The organism is Streptomyces sp. NPDC005551, assembly GCF_042871785.1.
Taxonomy (GTDB): Bacteria; Actinomycetota; Actinomycetes; order Streptomycetales; family Streptomycetaceae; genus Streptomyces.
In genome coordinates this window covers 259,353-275,288 of record NZ_JBIAJE010000004.1, presented here as the reverse complement: position 1 = coordinate 275,288, position 15,936 = coordinate 259,353, and the positions used below count along the sequence as shown (strand labels likewise).

Genomic DNA, 15,936 nt, shown 5'->3' with positions numbered 1-15,936 from the left:
CGGTCCTGCATCGGGTGACGGTCTTGGCCAGGTCACACAAGGCGATCCGGGTACCGTATGCCCGGACAGCACACCGCCGGACCCACAAAGGTGCGGTCGGGACTGACGGAGAGGGCTGGTAGGTAGCTATGGAAGAGCCGCGTCGCCTCGGCGGCCGGTACGAGCTGGGCCATGTGCTCGGCCGTGGTGGCATGGCCGAGGTTCACCTCGCCCACGACACCCGGCTCGGCCGCACCGTAGCGGTGAAGACGCTTCGCGCGGACCTCGCGCGCGATCCGTCGTTCCAGGCCCGCTTCCGCCGGGAGGCCCAGTCGGCCGCCTCGCTCAACCATCCCGCGATCGTCGCCGTCTACGACACCGGCGAGGACTACATCGAGGGCATCTCCATCCCGTACATCGTGATGGAGTACGTCGACGGTTCCACCCTGCGCGAGCTGCTGCACTCCGGGCGCAAGCTGCTGCCCGAGCGCACCCTGGAGATGACCATCGGCATCCTCCAGGCCCTCGAGTACTCCCACCGCGCCGGCATCGTCCACCGTGACATCAAGCCGGCCAACGTCATGCTCACGCGCAACGGCCAGGTCAAGGTCATGGACTTCGGCATCGCCCGCGCGATGGGCGACGTCGGCATGACGATGACGCAGACCGCGGCGGTCATCGGCACCGCCCAGTACCTCTCGCCGGAGCAGGCCAAGGGCGAGCAGGTCGACGCCCGTTCCGACCTGTACTCCGCCGGCTGTCTGCTGTACGAACTGCTGACCGTGCGTCCGCCCTTCGTCGGTGACTCCCCGGTCGCGGTGGCCTACCAGCACGTGCGCGAGGAGCCCCAGCCGCCGAGCGTGTTCGACCCCGAGATCACGCCCGAGATGGACGCCATCGTCCTCAAGGCGCTGACCAAGGACCCCGACTACCGCTACCAGTCCGCCGACGAGATGCGCGTGGACATCGAGGCCTGCCTCGACGGCCAGCCCGTCGCCGCCACGGCCGCCATGGGCTCCGTCGGTTACGGCGGCTACCCCGACGACCAGCCGACCACGGCCCTGCGCTCCACGGACGGGCAGGCCACGACGATGCTGCCCCCGATGAACCCGGACGACGGCGGGCACGACGACCGCCCCGACCGCCGGCGTCAGAAGAAGACGAACACCTCGACGATCCTGCTGGTCGTGGCGGGCATTCTGGTCCTCGTCGGCGCGATCCTGATCGGCATGTGGGCCTTCGAGGGCAAGGACTCGGCCGACGAACCGTTCCCCGCGCCGAACTTCGTGGGCCAGTCCCGGGCGGACGCCACGATCTTCGCGGAGAACCGCGACCTGGTGCTCACGTTCACGAAGAAGGCCTGCGAGAAGGAGAAGACGGGCAACGTCTGCTCGCAGGACCCGAAGGCAGGCGTGGAGGTCAACAAGGGCGACACCATCAACCTGGTGGTGTCGACGGGTGCGCCGAAGGTCACCGTGCCCGACGTCCAGGGGCTGTCCTACAGCAAGGCGAAGGCCCGGCTCACCGCCAAGGGCTTCGAGGTCGAGCGGAAGAACCAGGAGTCCACACAGAGCCAGGGCGTCGTCATCGGCCAGGACCCCGGGGGCGACACGGAGCTGGAGAAGGGCACGACCATCACCCTGACCGTGGCGGTGGAGAAGAAGCGGGCCACCGTGCCGGACGTCCAGGGCAAGAGCTGTGACGAGGCCAAGCAGCAGATGCAGGCCAACAACCTCGTCGGCGAGTGCCAGGAGGTCGAGACGGACGACGCCTCGAAGGTCGGCAAGGTCATCCAGACCGCCCCGTCGGCCAATTCGCAGGCCGACCCGGGCACGAAGGTCACCATCCAGATCGGCAAGGCCGCCGAGAAGCAGAAGGTGGCCGTGCCAGCCCTGACCGGTCAGCGCCTGAAGGACGCCAAGAAGGCCCTCGAGGGCGCGGGCCTCCAGGTCGGCAACGTCAACGGTTCCAGCGATGACAACGCCATCGTCCTGGTCACCGATCCGGGGGCCGGCAGCCAGGTCGACCAGGGCACCGCGATCAACCTGAACACCACGGGCGGCGGCGGCGACAACGGCGGCGGCAACGGCAACGGCGGCCTCTTCGGCGGCATCGACGGCACGCTGTTCCGCACCGAGGACTAGCACTCCGTCCGGACCCGGTCCGGCGTACGGGAGAGCCCCGGCACCCACGAAGGGTGCCGGGGCTCTCCCGTACGTACCAGGTGCTCCGGTAGCCCTCCCTCACGTACGGGAGCCCTACCGGGCGACGGGTCGGTGCCGGACGGCCCTAGCGGATCTCCTCCGGCGGCGTGCGGTCGCTGTCGACCTTCTCCACCCGCTCCAGCTCGCCCCACACCACATAGCGGTAGCGGGACGTGTAGACGGGCGTGCACGTCGTCAGGGTGATGTACCGGCCGGCCTTCTTCACGCCCGCCTGCTTGGGGACCGGCCCGAGGACCCGCACGTTGTACTTCGAGGTCTCCGGAAGGACCGAGAAGACCCTGTAGACGTACCAGTCGTCCTTGGTCTCGAAGACGATCGGGTCGCCCTTCCTGAGCTTGTCGATGTTGTGGAACTTGGCGCCGTGGCCGTCGCGGTGGGCGGCCAGCGTGAAGTTGCCCTTCCCGTCCTGCGGCAGGGCCGACTTGACGGGGTCCGTGTAGTAACCGGCGACGCCGTTGTTCAGGACCTTGGCCGACGTGCCCTTCTTGACGAGCACCTCGCCGTTCCGCATGGCCGGCACGTGCAGGAAGCCGATGCCGTTCCTGGTGTCCAGCGCGCCGGGGCCGCCCCGGTGGTCGAGCCAGGTGTCGCGCACCTGGTCGGCCTCCTTGTGCGCCGCGCGGTCGGCGATCACGTTCGTCCACCACAGCGAGTAGACGACGAAGAGACCGAGCACCAGCCCGGCGGTGATGAGGAGTTCACCGAAGACACTGACGGCCGTCGCGATCCGGCCCGGGCCGCGGCGCCTCGGCGGGGACTCCGCGCCGGCGCCGGCGTCCGCACCGGCGCGCTCGTCGTGGTCCGTCCTCGCTGCCACTGTGCATCCGCCCCGTCTGGTCCGACTCAGATTGTCCGGCAGGCCCGACGACAGCGCTCTCGCGCGCTACTCGACGAGCGCGTCCGGCTTGCCCTCGCTGCGCGGCCGTTCCTCGACCATCTTGCCCCAGACGATCATCCGGTACTTGCTGGTGAATTCAGGCGTGCACGTGGTCAGTGTGATGTAGCGCCCGGGTGCCGTGAAACCCGACCCCTTGGGGACGGGGTCGAGCACGCCGGTGTTCGAGGGCGGCGTCACCGGGAGGATCGACGCCATCTCGTAGACGAAGTACTCGTCCTGCGTCTCGACGACGATCGGGTCCCCCGGCTTGAGACGGTTGATGTACCGGAATGGTTCACCGTGGGTGTTGCGGTGCCCCGCGATTCCGAAGTTGCCGGTCTTGGCCTCCGGCATCGCCGTCTTCACGCTGTCCTTGTCGTAGTGACCGACCATCCCGCGGTCGAGGACCTTCGACTTGCTGATGCCCTCGGCGATCGGCGCCACCACGTCCAGCCGGGGAATGTGCAGGATGGCGAAACCCTGCCCCGGCTCGAACGCCCCTGGTGTGCGCTTCCCGTTCGCCCAGTCCTCCTGGAGGTGGCTCGCGGCGCTGCCCGCCTGCTGGTGCGCCCGGATGTTCGACCACCACAGCTGGTAGGTCACGAACAGCAGCATCAGCACACCCGTGGTGATGAACACCTCGCCGATGACCCGGCTCACCACGACCGCCGCCCCGGGCCGCTGCGCGCGCGCCGCGCGCCGCGCCTCCACCCGGGAGCGGGGCGCTCCCGCGGCACGTTCCGCGGACACCGCCGTCGACGCCTCCGCGGGCGCCTGCGCGCCTCCGTGCCGTCCGCGGCGCCCGGCGGCCTTCCGGCGCGCCGCGCGGCCCCCCGGGGCGCCTGTGGCCTCGCTCCCGGCCGCGTTCGCGGCAGACCCGGCCCGGCGCGGGACCTCCGCAAGCCGCAGTGCCACCGTCTCGTCGTCCGGCGACCGCGGTGCCACCGCCGGCTGGACGACCGTGGGTTGCGCGTACGGCGCACCGGCCGGCTCCCCGTACCCTGCGGCACCGGGCGTCTCGTAGGGCGTCGCGTACGACCCCCCGTACGCCGGTCGCGACGGGTCCTGGTACTGCCCCTGCGGAGACGGGCCGGGATACTGCCGCGGCGACGGCTCGTACGATGCCGCGCCCGCTCCCCGGGTGCCCTCGGACGACCCGTACCAGTCCCGTGCGTACCCCTCGGGGTCGTACCACTCCTGCGCCGGCTGTTCCGGCGGGAGCGGGCCCGCCAAGGGCCCGCCGAAGGACTCGGCGCCCTCGAACGCGTCAGCGCCCCCGTACGCGGCCTCGCCGCCGTAGGGGGAACCGTCGCGCTCGGGGCGCAGCGCGGTCACGCCGTGGCCCTGCCCACCACCGGGGCGAGCCCCGCCGACCTCGCGACCGCGCCCTGGTCCCCGCACTCCGCCAGCCAGTTGGCGAGCATCAGGTGCCCGTGCTCGGTCAGCACCGACTCGGGGTGGAACTGCACCCCTTCGACCGGGAGTTCGCGGTGGCGCAGCCCCATCACGATCCCGTCGTGGGTGCGGGCCGTCACCTCTAGCTCGGCCGGCACCGTCCGGGGTTCGGCGGCCAGCGAGTGGTAGCGGGTCGCCGTGAAGGGGGACGGCAGTCCCGCGAAGACGCCGGTGCCCCCGTGTTCGACGAGCGAGGTCTTCCCGTGCAGCAGCTCCGGCGCACGGTCCACCACCCCGCCGTACGCCACCTGCATCGACTGCATGCCGAGACAGACACCGAAGACGGGGACACCGGTCGTCGCGCAGTGCCGGACCATGTCGATGCAGACGCCCGCCTGCTCCGGAGCGCCCGGCCCCGGCGACAGCAGCACCCCGTCGAAGCCGTCCTGGGCGTGCGCGGTCGACACCTCGTCGTTGCGCACCACCTCGCACTCCGCGCCCAGCTGGTACAGGTACTGGACGAGGTTGAAGACGAAGCTGTCGTAGTTGTCGACGACGAGAATCCGCGCGCTCACTGGTCGTCCACCGTCACATCGTTGAAGGGGAGCAGGGGTTCGGCCCACGGGAAGACGTACTGGAAGAGCACGTAGACCACCGCGAGGGCCAGGACGAGGGAGATCAACGCCCTCACCCAGGCGTTCCCCGGCAGATGCCGCCAGATCCAGCCGTACATGCCGTCCCTTCCGTAGCACCACGGCACCAGAGTCACGCCGTACACCACCCGACTCATGCCGTACCGCACCAGACTAACGGCGCAGCGCCTCCGGTTTCCCGGCCTCCACTGGCTGGGTGGAATCAAGATGCGCCCAGATGATCAGCCGGTGGCTGTGCCCCCACTCCGGGTCGCAGGTGGTGAGCGTCAGATAGCGGCCCGCCCGCGTGTACCCCGACCTCTTCGGCACCGGATCGATGACGGCGACATCTCCTGGCAGCGTCCGGTACGGCTTCGTGTCGATGCGGTACGTGAACCAGGTGGTGCCGTCCGTCAGCACCACCGCGTCCCCCGGACGAAGTCCGGGGAAGTCCTTGAAGGGATCCCCGTACGTGCGGCGGTGCCCCGCGACCGCGAAGTTTCCGCGCTGCCCGAGCCGTGCGGTGCGCGCGTAGTGCCCGAGCCCCTTCTTCAGGGTGCCGACTCCGGTGCCCTCGAGCACGGGCTTGTTCCACGTGAAACCAAGACGCGGCAGGTACATGATCGCGAAAGGCTCGCCGTCCGCGTAGCGGGCCGGCCCTGCCGGTGGTGTTCCGGAGCTTCCGCTTCCGCCTGGGGCCGGGCTGCCCGACGGGGTGGGCACCGGCCGTACGGCCCCCTGGGACCACCGGTCCTGGAGCGTGTCGATCTGGTCGTCCATCACGCTGTCGGCCTTCACGCCGGTCCAGAACAGCACGTACACCACGAAGAGCACGATCACGGTGCCGACGGTGATGCACAGTTCGCTGACCGTCCTGACGAGCACACGCACCGACACAGGCCCCCCAGTGGCAGCTGCTCCGCTCCTCCGGCCCCTTCGCCGCCCGCTGCTCCCGCTACTCCGCGGGCGTCGCGTAGTGGAGATCCACTGTGCCCGAGTAGCCGGGAAGAGTCACCCTGCCGTCCTCCTCGACTTTCCAGCCGAGCCCGTAGACGTTGACGTACACCATGTAGTTCTGGATCGCCGCGGAGGCCGCCAGGGCCTTCTGGAGCTTCCCCGGGTCACCGACCGCGGTGATCTTGTACGGCGGCGAGTAGACCCGGCCCTGGAGGATCAGGGTGTTGCCGACGCAGCGCACCGCGCTGGTGGAGATCAGCCGCTGGTCCATCACCTTGATGCCTTCGGCGCCGCCCTGCCACAGGGCGTTCACCACGGCCTGGAGATCCTGCTGGTGGATGACCAGGTAGTCGGGCTGCGGCTCCGGGTAGCCCGGCAGCTTGGCGGTCGCGTTCGGCGGGGCGTCGTTCAGCGTGACCGTGACGGCCTTGCCCCTGAGCTTCCGGGTGCCCGCCTTCTTCTCCAGCGCGGCCAGCTTCGCGTCCTCGGCGTCCGAGCGGCCGTCGCCGCGCTCGGCGAGCGCCTCGACGTCGTCACGCAGGGCGCCGTTGGACTCGTCGAGCTGCCCGTTCTTGTGGCTCCGTTCCTGAATGAGGTCGGAGAGCTTCAACATGGACGCATCCGTACGGATATTGGTGCCCTTGGCCGTGTTGAAGCTGGTGAAGAAGATGAGTCCCGCCAGGGCGAACACCGCTACGGTAAGCACCCGCACGGGCCGGAAACGGCGCGTACGGGCCGTGGAGGGACCCGTCCCCGGGGAGTCGGCAGAATTGCTCAACGTACCCTTATCTCCTTAGGCGCCGCGGAAGCACTACGCTAACGGACGCCCGGGGGAGCACTCAGTGTCCCCTTGTACGCTGCCCCGAGCCCGCCCCAGTTCCCTGCGCGGCCACGCAGCGCATCGACAGGAGAGACCCTCGTGCCGAAGTCACGTATCCGCAAGAAGGCCGACTACACGCCGCCGCCGTCCAAGCAGGCGACGGCCATCAAACTGAACACCCGCGGCTGGGTCGCACCGGTCATGCTGGCCATGTTCCTCATCGGCCTCGCCTGGATCGTGGTCTTCTACGTGACCAACGGTTCGCTGCCGATCGACAGCCTGGACAACTGGAACATCGTGGTCGGTTTCGGGTTCATCGCGGCGGGATTCGGCGTCTCCACGCAGTGGAAGTGACGGCTTCTCCGGTGGGGTAACGGGGGTCCACGGCGAGGTGGCCTGAGCTCTGCCCCAAGCTGTCCACCGAGTTATCCACAGAAGTTTTCCACAGTGGGGAAAAAGAACGACGATCTGTGGATAACCCACTCCGTGTTGACGCCGGTGTGACTGGCCTACCGGGAAGCGGAAGCTTGTTCGCCCCCTGCCCTACCTGGGAAAACTCAGGTCGGGGACAGGGGGCACCGTTGTTCCCGCACAGCGTGCACAAGATCCGCCACAGTCTGTGGACAAACTCGGTCACTCACGTGAGCTGAGCGGTCCTGACCAGCGTCATGACGACCACAGCCGCCAGTACCAGTGCGCACGTCCCGTACTGGACGAGACCCCGCCGCCTCCGCGGCGCGTGGATCATGGCGTACCCGACGACGACGCCCCCGGCCAGGCCACCGACGTGGGCCTGCCAGGCGATGTTGGCCCCGAAGAAGGTGAAGACCAGGTTGATCGCGAGCAGGGCGAGGACCGGGCGCATGTCGTAGTTGAGCCGGCGCATGAGGACGGCGGTCGCGCCGAAGAGACCGAAGATCGCGCCGGACGCTCCGACCGAGGGCTGATTCTGTGCGGCGATCAGATACGTCAGGGCGCTGCCGGCGAGACCGGAGACGAAGTAGAGCGCGAGGTAGCGGGCGCGGCCGAGAGCGGCTTCCAGCGGTCCGCCGATCCACCAGAGGCTGAGCATGTTGAAGGCGATGTGCGTGACGCTGCCGTGCAGGAACATCGAGGTCAGCAGCCGGTACCACTGGCCTTCCGCGACTCCTTCGACCGAGCCGAGCAGAGGATCGTACGCACTGCCGAGGAGCTGGAGGTGGTTGGTGAAGCGATCACCGACCGACAACTGCACCAGGAACGCGGCCAGGTTCATGCCGATCAGGATCTTGGTGACGAGTCGGGGATCCGCGGCGACCGCGCCACCCGCGAGGGTGCGGGGCTGCGTGGCGGTGGGTGCGTGCCCGGTGCCCGAACCGTTACGCACGCAGTCGGGGCACTGGAAGCCGACCGAGGCGCTGACCATGCAGTCCGGGCAGATGGGGCGCTCGCATCGGGTGCAGCGGATACCCGTCTCGCGGTCGGGGTGCCGGTAGCAGGTGGGCGGGCTCTGCGCGTCCTGCTGCCCCTGGTCGCTCGGGCCCTGCGGGCTGCCTGGCGCGTTGTCCATGACGGGTCGTCCCCTCACCTCTGCCTACGTCGCTGCGCGGCCGGCGCACAGCGGTCCGCCCGTTTTCCGTGCGGGACCGGTCGCCGGCGCACCGCCCCGTCCATCCTTACGGACGAACGGGGCGTTTGGTTCCCCGGGGAACCCGGGGCCTCAGCCCTCGCGGGTCTCCACGACGACGGACTCGATGACCACGTCGTTGACCGGACGGTCGGTACGCGGGTTGGTCGGGGTGCTCACGATGGCGTCCACGACCTTCTGGCTGGCCACGTCGATGACCTCGCCGAAGATGGTGTGCTTGCGGGTCAGCCAGGCCGTCGGGGAGACGGTGATGAAGAACTGCGAGCCGTTGGTGCCCGGGCCGGCGTTCGCCATGGCCAGCAGGTACGGCTTGTCGAAGGCGAGGTCGGGGTGGAACTCGTCCTCGAACTGGTAGCCCGGACCGCCGGTGCCGTTGCCGAGCGGGTCGCCGCCCTGGATCATGAATCCGCTGATCACCCGGTGGAAGACCGTGCCGTCGTAGAGCCTGTCCGTGGTCCTCTGGCCGGACTCCGGGTTGACCCACTCGCGCTCGCCCTTGGCGAGTTCGACGAAGTTGCGGACCGTCTTCGGCGCGTGGTTCGGCAGGAGCCGGACTTCGATGTCGCCTTGGTTGGTCTTCAGGGTGGCGTAAAGCTGCTCAGCCACGATCTGCCTTCCGTTGCCTTCTCTGACTCCCCGATCCTCGCACGGCCCGGACGCCCGTCGCCCGTCACCACTCGTCCCGGCGCTTAGTACCGCTTCTACCGGGCACCCGGATCTTTGTCCCCGGACGGATGCCCGGGGACAGCGTCTGCAGAAAACCGGTCGAGTCCTCCCAGACGGGGGCGCGTCGCGACGATCCGTGGCATTGTCGTCGGCAAGCTCCTGCCGCCCTGTATTACATCCATGGGACCTGATCGTCGCCTGTCAGTCGTTTGATCGTCCCCTGATCGGCGTCTGCTCCAGGCTCGCCCGGGAGGGGGGTGTCCGTGACCCGGATGCCTGTCCTCACATGCTCCGGAGGCCATGGACGGGCATGATCCCGATAAGGGCGGAAAGGTGAAATACCGTACGCCACCGAGGAGGAGGAAACCCGTGACCCGCATTGACAGCGTGCGCGCCGCGACCGGCTCGGCAAAGGACAGCGTGCTGCACGCCGCGGAAGTGGTGGCGCCCTACGCCGACACGGCCAAGGACAGGGCCGCACACTACGCAAACGAGGCACGCGTACGGCTTGCGCCGAAGGTGTCGCTGGCCGCCGACCAGGCCCGCGTCCAGTACGACGCCCATCTCGCGCCGCGCCTGGAACAGGCCCTTTCGCACGTCCCGCCGAAGGTCGACCAGGCCGCGCATGACGCCGCGGTCCGCACGCGCAGGGCCGCTCGCCAGGCCGCCGAGTACTCGAAGCCGAGGATCGACCAGGCCGTAGCGGCGGCTCAGCCCGCGAGCAAGGAGGCCGCGGCACGCGGAGCTGCCGCACTGGCCGCACTGCGCGGCCAGGTCTCGCCCCAGCAGATCCAGAAGCTGGTCCGCAAGCAGCAGCGGCGGGCCCGAGCCGGCCGTCTCGCCAAGGGACTTGCCGTGCTGGGTCTCGTCACGGGCGGCGCCTACGCCGCCTGGAAGTGGTGGGACAAGCAGGCCAACCCGGACTGGCTGGTCGAGCCCCCCGCCGCCACCGAAGTGCCCGACAGCGGTGGCCTGTCGGCCGTCGACGGCAGCCAGGCCGCCCTGGACCCCGAGGTTCAGGCCAAGCAGGCCGAGGAGGAATCGGCGGACCGCGACGATCTCCGCTGATCCCGGTCACCGCGCCGGCCTCAACAACGCCGTGGGGCAGAAGACTTGAGAGTCTTCTGCCCCACGGCGTTGTTTCACGTGGAACATGACGCCCGCGGCCGGAGAGCCGCCGTCGGAACACCGGGACGCACCTGAGATTTCCGGCGGCACACCAGCGCGCACCCGTACCGCCCCGAACATTGCCGTTTACGGCTCCGGTCGCGATGACGTTTGCAATGTCCCGCACACATGACGTCCACACAAACCCCTTAACGGAGCGCATCGCGCCGGTTACCGGGTTCGGCTCACCCCCACCCCCACATGGCCCCCTCTTCAACCACCGCAGGGCCCCCACCACCTCGCACACCGACTCGACGGCCTCGCGGACCACGACTTTCCAGCAGCGTTTGCACAAATAAATGCAACGACAGCAAAGCGTGCATTTGTGACGCACGTCACCGCAAACCGGAACAGCCGCTCCGGACTCCTCGCCGCACGCCCCTCGGCGGACGGTGAACCCGGGCATACGAAAAACCGGCCAGCCGCCCGCGAAGGGCGACTGACCGGTCCGAGATGTGGAGCCTAGGGGAGTCGAACCCCTGACATCTGCCATGCAAAGACAGCGCTCTACCAACTGAGCTAAGGCCCCGGAAGAGGAACGTCCGACCGGAGAAATCTCGCACCGGCGGGCGCCGCAGACCAGAGTACCGGGTCACCCCCGGGATCTCGCAAAAAGATTGGGGGTCCCCGTGCACGACCACTCTCCGTAAGATGCTCGGCGTGGTTCGCGGCAGCGAACCGCCGTACTTGGGGAAGCGATGGGGAGACGCAATGGACGCCGCACAGCAGGAAGCGACCGCAAGAGCCCGGGAGCTGCAGCGGAACTGGTACGGGGAGCCGCTGGGGGCGCTCTTCCGTAGGCTCATCGACGATCTGGGTCTCAACCAGGCGCGTCTCGCCGGGGTGCTGGGGCTGTCCGCCCCCATGCTGTCGCAGCTGATGAGCGGCCAGCGGGCCAAGATCGGCAACCCCGCGGTGGTTCAGCGCGTGCAGTTGCTCCAGGATCTCGCCGGGCAGGTCGCGGACGGCAGTGTCAGCGCGGCCGAGGCGACCGACCGGATGGACGAGATCAAGAAGTCCCAGGGGGGCTCGGTGCTCAGCAACACCACGCAGACGACCAGCAGTTCGGGAGCCCCCACGGTCAAGCGGGTGGTGCGCGAGATCCAGTCGCTGCTGCGCTCGGTGGCGGCGGCCGGGGACATCATCGAAGCAGCGGACACCCTCGCCCCGACCCACCCGGAACTGGCAGAGTTCCTCCGGGTGTACGGCGCGGGCCGTACCTCGGACGCGGTGACGCACTACCAGTCCCACCAGAACTGAGCCGGCCGCCCGGCCGCCGACGACCCGCGGCCGAAGGTCCGCCGGACTTTCTGCCATGGAGAGGCGGGCAGCCGGGCACCTCACGGGAACGCGCACCAAGGGCATCGCCGGACGGCCCGGGGACCCGGCACCGGGGACGGGGCCGCCGGCCTGCAAGGACAGCGGAGGCGGGGCGCCGCGAAGTGCCCCGGGGCCCGTGCAGTCCGACGAGCTCCAGCGAGCCGGGCTCGCACGAGGCCGTCCGGCCGAACGCCGAAGGGGGAGCGAGGCACGACCATGGGTGAGGTCTTCGCCGGCCGGTACGAACTGGCCGACCCGATCGGGCGCGGGGGAGTCGGTGCCGTCTGGCGCGCCTGGGACCACCGGCGGCGCCGGTACGTGGCCGCCAAGGTCCTGCAGCAGAGCGACGCGCACTCGCTGCTGCGTTTCGTGCGTGAGCAGGCGCTGCGGATCGATCACCCCCATGTGCTCGCGCCGGCCAGTTGGGCCGCCGACGACGACAAGGTCCTGTTCACGATGGACCTGGTGGCCGGAGGTTCGCTGGTCCATCTCATCGGCGACTACGGCCCGTTGCCGCCGCTCTTCGTCTGCACTCTGCTCGACCAGCTCCTCGCGGGGCTCGCCGCCGTGCACGCGGAAGGGGTGGTGCACCGTGACATCAAGCCCGCCAACGTGCTCCTGGAAGCCACCGGCACGGCCCGGCCGCGGCTGCGTCTCTCCGACTTCGGCATCGCCATGCGTCTCGGCGAGCCACGGCTGACAGAGACCAACTACGTGGTGGGCACGCCCGGTTACCTCGCGCCCGAGCAGATGACGGGGGCCGATCCCGACTTCCCGGCAGATCTGTTCGCCGTGGGACTGGTCGCCCTCTATCTGCTGGAAGGTGCCAGGCCCGACGCCAAGGCGCTGATCGAGCACTTCGCGGCGCACGGCACACCCCGGGCGCCGCAGAGCATCCCCGACCCGCTGTGGCAGGTCGTGGCGACTCTGCTGCAACCCGATCCGGACGCGCGGTTCCGTACCGCGACGGGGGCACGCAAGGCCCTCGCCTCGGCCGTCGAGCTGCTGCCCGAACCCGGCCCCGACGACGAACTCGTCGAGGTCTTCGACCAAGTGGGGCCGCTGCCCACGGGATTCGGACCCGAGGGACCCCTCCGGAGAGCGCCGGGGGTGACGGGCCTCGCCACCCACCCGGGTGCAGTGTCTCCCGATGCCATGAACACGACACCACCACGGACGGGCCCCGGTGCGCACTATGCGCCCCCTTCGTTCCCCGGCTCCGCACCCCCGTACCCGGGCCCGGGCGCGACACCGCACCCCACCGGCGGCACGCTCCCGCCGCACGCCGGCGGCGCAGCGACGCCCCCGCCGCCCGACAGCGGCACGTTCCCCCCGTATCCGGGCGGTGGCGCGACGCCCCCGTATCCGGGCACCGGCGGCGTGCCTCACCGTCCCACCCCCGGCGCAGCGCCCCGCTTTCCCGCGACGGCCGCGCCCTCGCTCCCCGGCGCCTGGGACGTGCCTCCACTCCCGGGCGCGGGAAACGTTCCTTCACACCCCGGTGCAGGCACCGCGCGTCCGCGAGCCGGCACCGGGGCGCCTGTGCCGCAGTCCGGCCCCCACACCGGAACCCCGGCGTCCGGCCCCGGCTCGGCGCCGCCGGACGCCGGGACCGACACCGGGTACGCGCACTCCTACAGGGACTCCGACAAGGGCGCGATACCTCCCCGCCCGGCCACGGAACCCGTACCCCCACAGCTGCCCCGCGCGCACCCCGACCCGACGCCGCACTCCGGCACCTGGCGGCCCCCGGACCGGACGCCGCCCCTCCCCCACCCCGACACCACACCCCCGCAGCCGCAGCCGCAGCCGCAGCCGCCCAGCATGTCGGACACCGGAAGCTTCCACCTGCCGCCGCCCCGGACGCAGGCGGCGGCCTCTCAGCCCCGGTCAGCCTCTCCCACGCCCCCGCACACTCCGCCGGCACCGGTGGAGCTGCCGACGCCGGTCCCCGTCCACGCTCTCCCCTTCGCACCCACGCATGTCGCCACCCGTCACCAGCCGACGGCCCCCATGACCGCGATGCCGCAGCACACGTTCGCCCCGGCCGGCGCGTCCACCGACCGGCCACCGCGGCTCGCACGGCCGTCGCAGTCGGCCCCGCGGCACCGCACCAGGCGTCCGGGACCGCCCGCGAAGGTGGCCGTCCCCATGCTGCTGCTCGCGCTCATCTGCTTCGCCGTGGGCTTCTGGGCACTGGCGCGGATCTGAGCGGACGGTCCCGGCTCAGCCGCCTGGGGTACGAGCGGTCCCCGCACGCGCCGCACTCCCGCGCCGTCGTGCCACCGCCGTCCACCCGGCGAGCGTCAGTGTCAGCGCGCAGCCGGAGCCGATTCCCGTGGCGGCGACCCACTTCATCACGGGGTCACCGCTGCCGGCACTCCCACCGCCGCTGCCGTCGGCGCCACCGCCCGCCGAGGCGCCCGCCACGGCACCCGCCGCCTCCGCACGGTCCTCCGACGTGACCTCGAAGGCGTCACGCGGCACGGAGCGCCCCGCGTAGGCCGGACCGCCCCGCGCCTCGCCGCTCACCCGCACGCGCAGCGTCAGGTCGAGCGGTGCGCCGCCGGACTTCTCGGCGACCCGCGCCCCCAGGTGCAGCACGAGGTAGTACGAACCGGCGAACCGCATCCCGCTCGTCCGGGCGCTGATCGCGTAGCGGTTCTCGTACGCGACCGGTGCCGGCGCGGGCAGGACGGCCTGCCGCCGACTGCCTCCGTACCCGGTACCCACGTCCTCGACGAAGCCCCGCACGGGGTTGTAGAGCGCCACGCTCAGCGCGGTGCCGACGTAGCGGCCGCCGCTGTCCGTGCTGCCGAGCTCGGCGGTCGCGTACAGCTGCTGTCCCCAGTCGAGGGGCACCTTGTAGAAGAGCGTCCGGCCGGCTTCGAGGCCGGTCCGCCAGACGCCCTCTCCGAGCGGCACGGCCGTACTGAAGCCCGTACCGCCCGGGCGGCGCCGGGGCTCACCCTGGAGGGCCTGCGGCGGAACGGAGTTCCAGGTGCGGGGAGCGTTCGTCGCACCGGCCTGCCGCAGCCGCGGCTCCGTCGTATAACCCAGCTCCAGGTCCCAGTCGTCCGAGGCGGAAACGGGCGGGCCGCTGCGCTCGACGACCGCGTAGTACGTCCCCGCCTCCTGGCACACGTACTCGGTGCGGCCGATCTCGCGGAACGCCGAGGCGGCGACGGGGTGCGGGCTCTGGGTGGCGCCGATGTGGGCGGCCTTGGCGGAGCAGGTCGAGCCGTCGGCCTCCTGGACGGACACCTTGATGCCGTCGGCCGCGGAGACCTCGCTTCCCGGCGCGGGAACGGCCGTGACGGAGACGTACGCGTTCGACACGGCGTCGAGTTCCAGGCGGTAGTAGAGCTTTCCGTCCTTCGCGATGGAACTCCGGTACGTCCCGCCGGGCTCCAGGCGGACCGCCCCGGTGGTGCCGTCGACGCCCTCGACCGTCCTGGCGTCCTCGGCGAAGCCGTACGGATCCGGGTCGCCGGCCGACGACAGCAACGGCGCCCCCAGCGCGGGGGACCCGGACACGGTCTCCGTACGGGCGCCCTCACCAAGGCCGTGGCCCGCGCCGACCGTGAACGGTGTCGCCGCCGCCTGCCCCGGCACCGCCGCCGTGACGCCCAACGCCCCGGCCGTGCACAGCACCGCCACCACCGCCACCGGTGTCCGGCCGCGCCGTGGCCCCGCGCGCCGCCCCGCCGTGCGCCGCCCCATCACGCGCCACCCCTCGTCGTAGCCCCGGACCGTGGCGCCCATCCTGCCCCGCGCACTGCCGGGGCGCCCGCGCTCTGCGCAGGAGCGGCCGAAACGAAACTCCCCACGCCCGCCACCGCACTGGCCCCGGACCGGAGGACGTCGCGACAACACAAAACCCCGGCCGTAGGAACGGCCGGGGTCTGTCTGAGACTGGTACTCCTCAGGAACCCGTGGGCACGGAGTCAGTCGCCTCCGTCCACAGATCCTGCTCGGCGCGATCCGCCTGGATCTGGCGGTACACGAGGAGACCGCCGATGGCGGCCAGTGCGACCAGGAGAAGCTTCTTCACCGCGCGACCTCGTCTTTCCTTGACGTAGGGGACCTCTGGCGCCCGACTATACACACCGGCCGATACCGATCGGTGACCTGCGTCGGCCCCCAACTCCCGCCCCGTACGCCCCAGTAGGAGCCACGGCGAGGCACCTCATTCACAGGGTGACAACTCATCACACACTGTGACTTTTCATGGCTCTTTCTGCGTTTCCGGGCTTCCTGCACCCATCCGG

Annotated in this window: 15 protein-coding genes and 1 tRNA gene; 5 read left to right on the top strand and 11 right to left on the bottom strand. The window is 70.5% G+C overall.

The annotated features are described in order from the left end of the window. Positions 1–128 precede the first annotated feature (128 nt). Entirely contained in the window at positions 129–2,123 is a 1,995-nt protein-coding gene (gene pknB, locus ACFYP4_RS13575; RefSeq protein WP_358850908.1) for a Stk1 family PASTA domain-containing Ser/Thr kinase, read from the top strand. Between the two features lie 145 nt (positions 2,124–2,268). Here the strand turns inward: pknB and ACFYP4_RS13570 are convergent, their stop codons facing one another. The 6 genes from ACFYP4_RS13570 to ACFYP4_RS13545 all read right to left on the bottom strand — a co-directional run bounded on the left by ACFYP4_RS13570 (position 2,269) and on the right by ACFYP4_RS13545 (position 6,843). Then, positions 2,269–3,021 (bottom strand): class E sortase, encoded by a 753-nt coding sequence (locus ACFYP4_RS13570; RefSeq protein ID WP_388785298.1) that lies wholly within the window; start codon positions 3,019–3,021, stop codon positions 2,269–2,271. A gap of 66 nt (positions 3,022–3,087) precedes the next feature. Next, positions 3,088–4,416, bottom strand: a complete 1,329-nt coding sequence (locus tag ACFYP4_RS13565; protein WP_388785297.1) for a class E sortase — start codon at positions 4,414–4,416, stop codon at positions 3,088–3,090. Continuing rightward, the gene (locus tag ACFYP4_RS13560) at positions 4,413–5,051 is read right to left on the bottom strand and encodes an aminodeoxychorismate/anthranilate synthase component II (RefSeq protein ID WP_358855128.1); all 639 of its coding nucleotides are present in this window, start codon (positions 5,049–5,051) and stop codon (positions 4,413–4,415) included. The genes ACFYP4_RS13565 and ACFYP4_RS13560 overlap by 4 nt, the downstream gene beginning before the upstream one ends. Next, a complete protein-coding gene (locus ACFYP4_RS13555; protein ID WP_388785296.1) occupies positions 5,048–5,266 on the bottom strand; it encodes a hypothetical protein in 219 nt (72 codons plus the stop codon). Before ACFYP4_RS13555 ends, ACFYP4_RS13560 begins: the two co-directional genes overlap by 4 nt. A gap of 16 nt (positions 5,267–5,282) precedes the next feature. Then, positions 5,283–5,999, bottom strand: coding sequence for a class E sortase (locus ACFYP4_RS13550; RefSeq protein ID WP_388785295.1), 717 nt, complete (start codon positions 5,997–5,999; stop codon positions 5,283–5,285). A gap of 64 nt (positions 6,000–6,063) precedes the next feature. Next, entirely contained in the window at positions 6,064–6,843 is a 780-nt protein-coding gene (locus ACFYP4_RS13545) for a DUF881 domain-containing protein (RefSeq protein ID WP_358855130.1), read from the bottom strand. Positions 6,844–6,984: 141 nt separating this feature from the next. Here ACFYP4_RS13545 and crgA point away from each other — a divergent pair, with 141 nt between their 5' ends. Beyond that, on the top strand, positions 6,985–7,239 hold the full coding sequence (gene crgA, locus ACFYP4_RS13540) for a cell division protein CrgA (RefSeq protein ID WP_358855131.1): 255 nt from the start codon (positions 6,985–6,987) through the stop codon (positions 7,237–7,239). A 283-nt stretch (positions 7,240–7,522) separates the two neighbouring features. Here crgA and ACFYP4_RS13535 read toward each other — a convergent pair whose 3' ends face one another. Together ACFYP4_RS13535 and ACFYP4_RS13530 are read right to left on the bottom strand one after the other, a co-directional pair. Continuing rightward, on the bottom strand, positions 7,523–8,434 hold the full coding sequence (locus tag ACFYP4_RS13535) for a rhomboid family intramembrane serine protease (RefSeq protein WP_358855132.1): 912 nt from the start codon (positions 8,432–8,434) through the stop codon (positions 7,523–7,525). Positions 8,435–8,584: 150 nt separating this feature from the next. Continuing rightward, positions 8,585–9,118 (bottom strand): peptidylprolyl isomerase, encoded by a 534-nt coding sequence (locus tag ACFYP4_RS13530; RefSeq protein WP_358855133.1) that lies wholly within the window; start codon positions 9,116–9,118, stop codon positions 8,585–8,587. Between the two features lie 429 nt (positions 9,119–9,547). On the opposite strand from ACFYP4_RS13530, the gene ACFYP4_RS13525 reads away from it, so the two are divergent. Further along, positions 9,548–10,246: a DUF5324 family protein gene (locus ACFYP4_RS13525; protein ID WP_358855134.1), complete on the top strand. Its 699-nt coding sequence runs from the start codon at positions 9,548–9,550 to the stop codon at positions 10,244–10,246. A gap of 555 nt (positions 10,247–10,801) precedes the next feature. Here ACFYP4_RS13525 and ACFYP4_RS13520 read toward each other — a convergent pair. After that, positions 10,802–10,874, bottom strand: a tRNA-Ala gene (locus ACFYP4_RS13520). A 182-nt stretch (positions 10,875–11,056) separates the two neighbouring features. On the opposite strand from ACFYP4_RS13520, the gene ACFYP4_RS13515 reads away from it, so the two are divergent. Continuing rightward, on the top strand, positions 11,057–11,605 hold the full coding sequence (locus tag ACFYP4_RS13515; RefSeq protein WP_358855135.1) for a DNA-binding protein: 549 nt from the start codon (positions 11,057–11,059) through the stop codon (positions 11,603–11,605). A gap of 276 nt (positions 11,606–11,881) precedes the next feature. Further along, positions 11,882–13,876 carry a protein kinase gene (locus ACFYP4_RS13510; RefSeq protein WP_388785292.1) on the top strand — a complete coding sequence of 665 codons (1,995 nt, stop codon included), beginning with the start codon at positions 11,882–11,884 and terminating at the stop codon, positions 13,874–13,876. Positions 13,877–13,891: 15 nt separating this feature from the next. On the opposite strand, the gene ACFYP4_RS13505 is transcribed toward ACFYP4_RS13510, so the two are convergent. Next, a complete protein-coding gene (locus tag ACFYP4_RS13505; RefSeq protein ID WP_388785290.1) occupies positions 13,892–15,430 on the bottom strand; it encodes a hypothetical protein in 1,539 nt (512 codons plus the stop codon). A 160-nt stretch (positions 15,431–15,590) separates the two neighbouring features. Further along, complete coding sequence (locus ACFYP4_RS13500; protein ID WP_003999697.1) at positions 15,591–15,719, bottom strand: DLW-39 family protein; 129 nt, start codon at positions 15,717–15,719, stop codon at positions 15,591–15,593. Positions 15,720–15,936 lie beyond the last annotated feature (217 nt).

Excerpts from the sequence above, each read along its gene's own strand:
- pknB (WP_358850908.1), top strand. The coding sequence starts at position 129 with ATGGAAGAGCCGCGTCGCCTCGGCGGCCGGTACGAGCTGGGCCATGTG.
- ACFYP4_RS13555 (WP_388785296.1), bottom strand. The coding sequence starts at position 5,266 with ATGAGTCGGGTGGTGTACGGCGTGACTCTGGTGCCGTGGTGCTACGGA.
- ACFYP4_RS13535 (WP_358855132.1), bottom strand. The coding sequence starts at position 8,434 with ATGGACAACGCGCCAGGCAGCCCGCAGGGCCCGAGCGACCAGGGGCAG.
- ACFYP4_RS13515 (WP_358855135.1), top strand. The coding sequence starts at position 11,057 with ATGGACGCCGCACAGCAGGAAGCGACCGCAAGAGCCCGGGAGCTGCAG.
- ACFYP4_RS13510 (WP_388785292.1), top strand. The coding sequence starts at position 11,882 with ATGGGTGAGGTCTTCGCCGGCCGGTACGAACTGGCCGACCCGATCGGG.
- ACFYP4_RS13505 (WP_388785290.1), bottom strand. The coding sequence starts at position 15,430 with ATGGGCGCCACGGTCCGGGGCTACGACGAGGGGTGGCGCGTGATGGGG.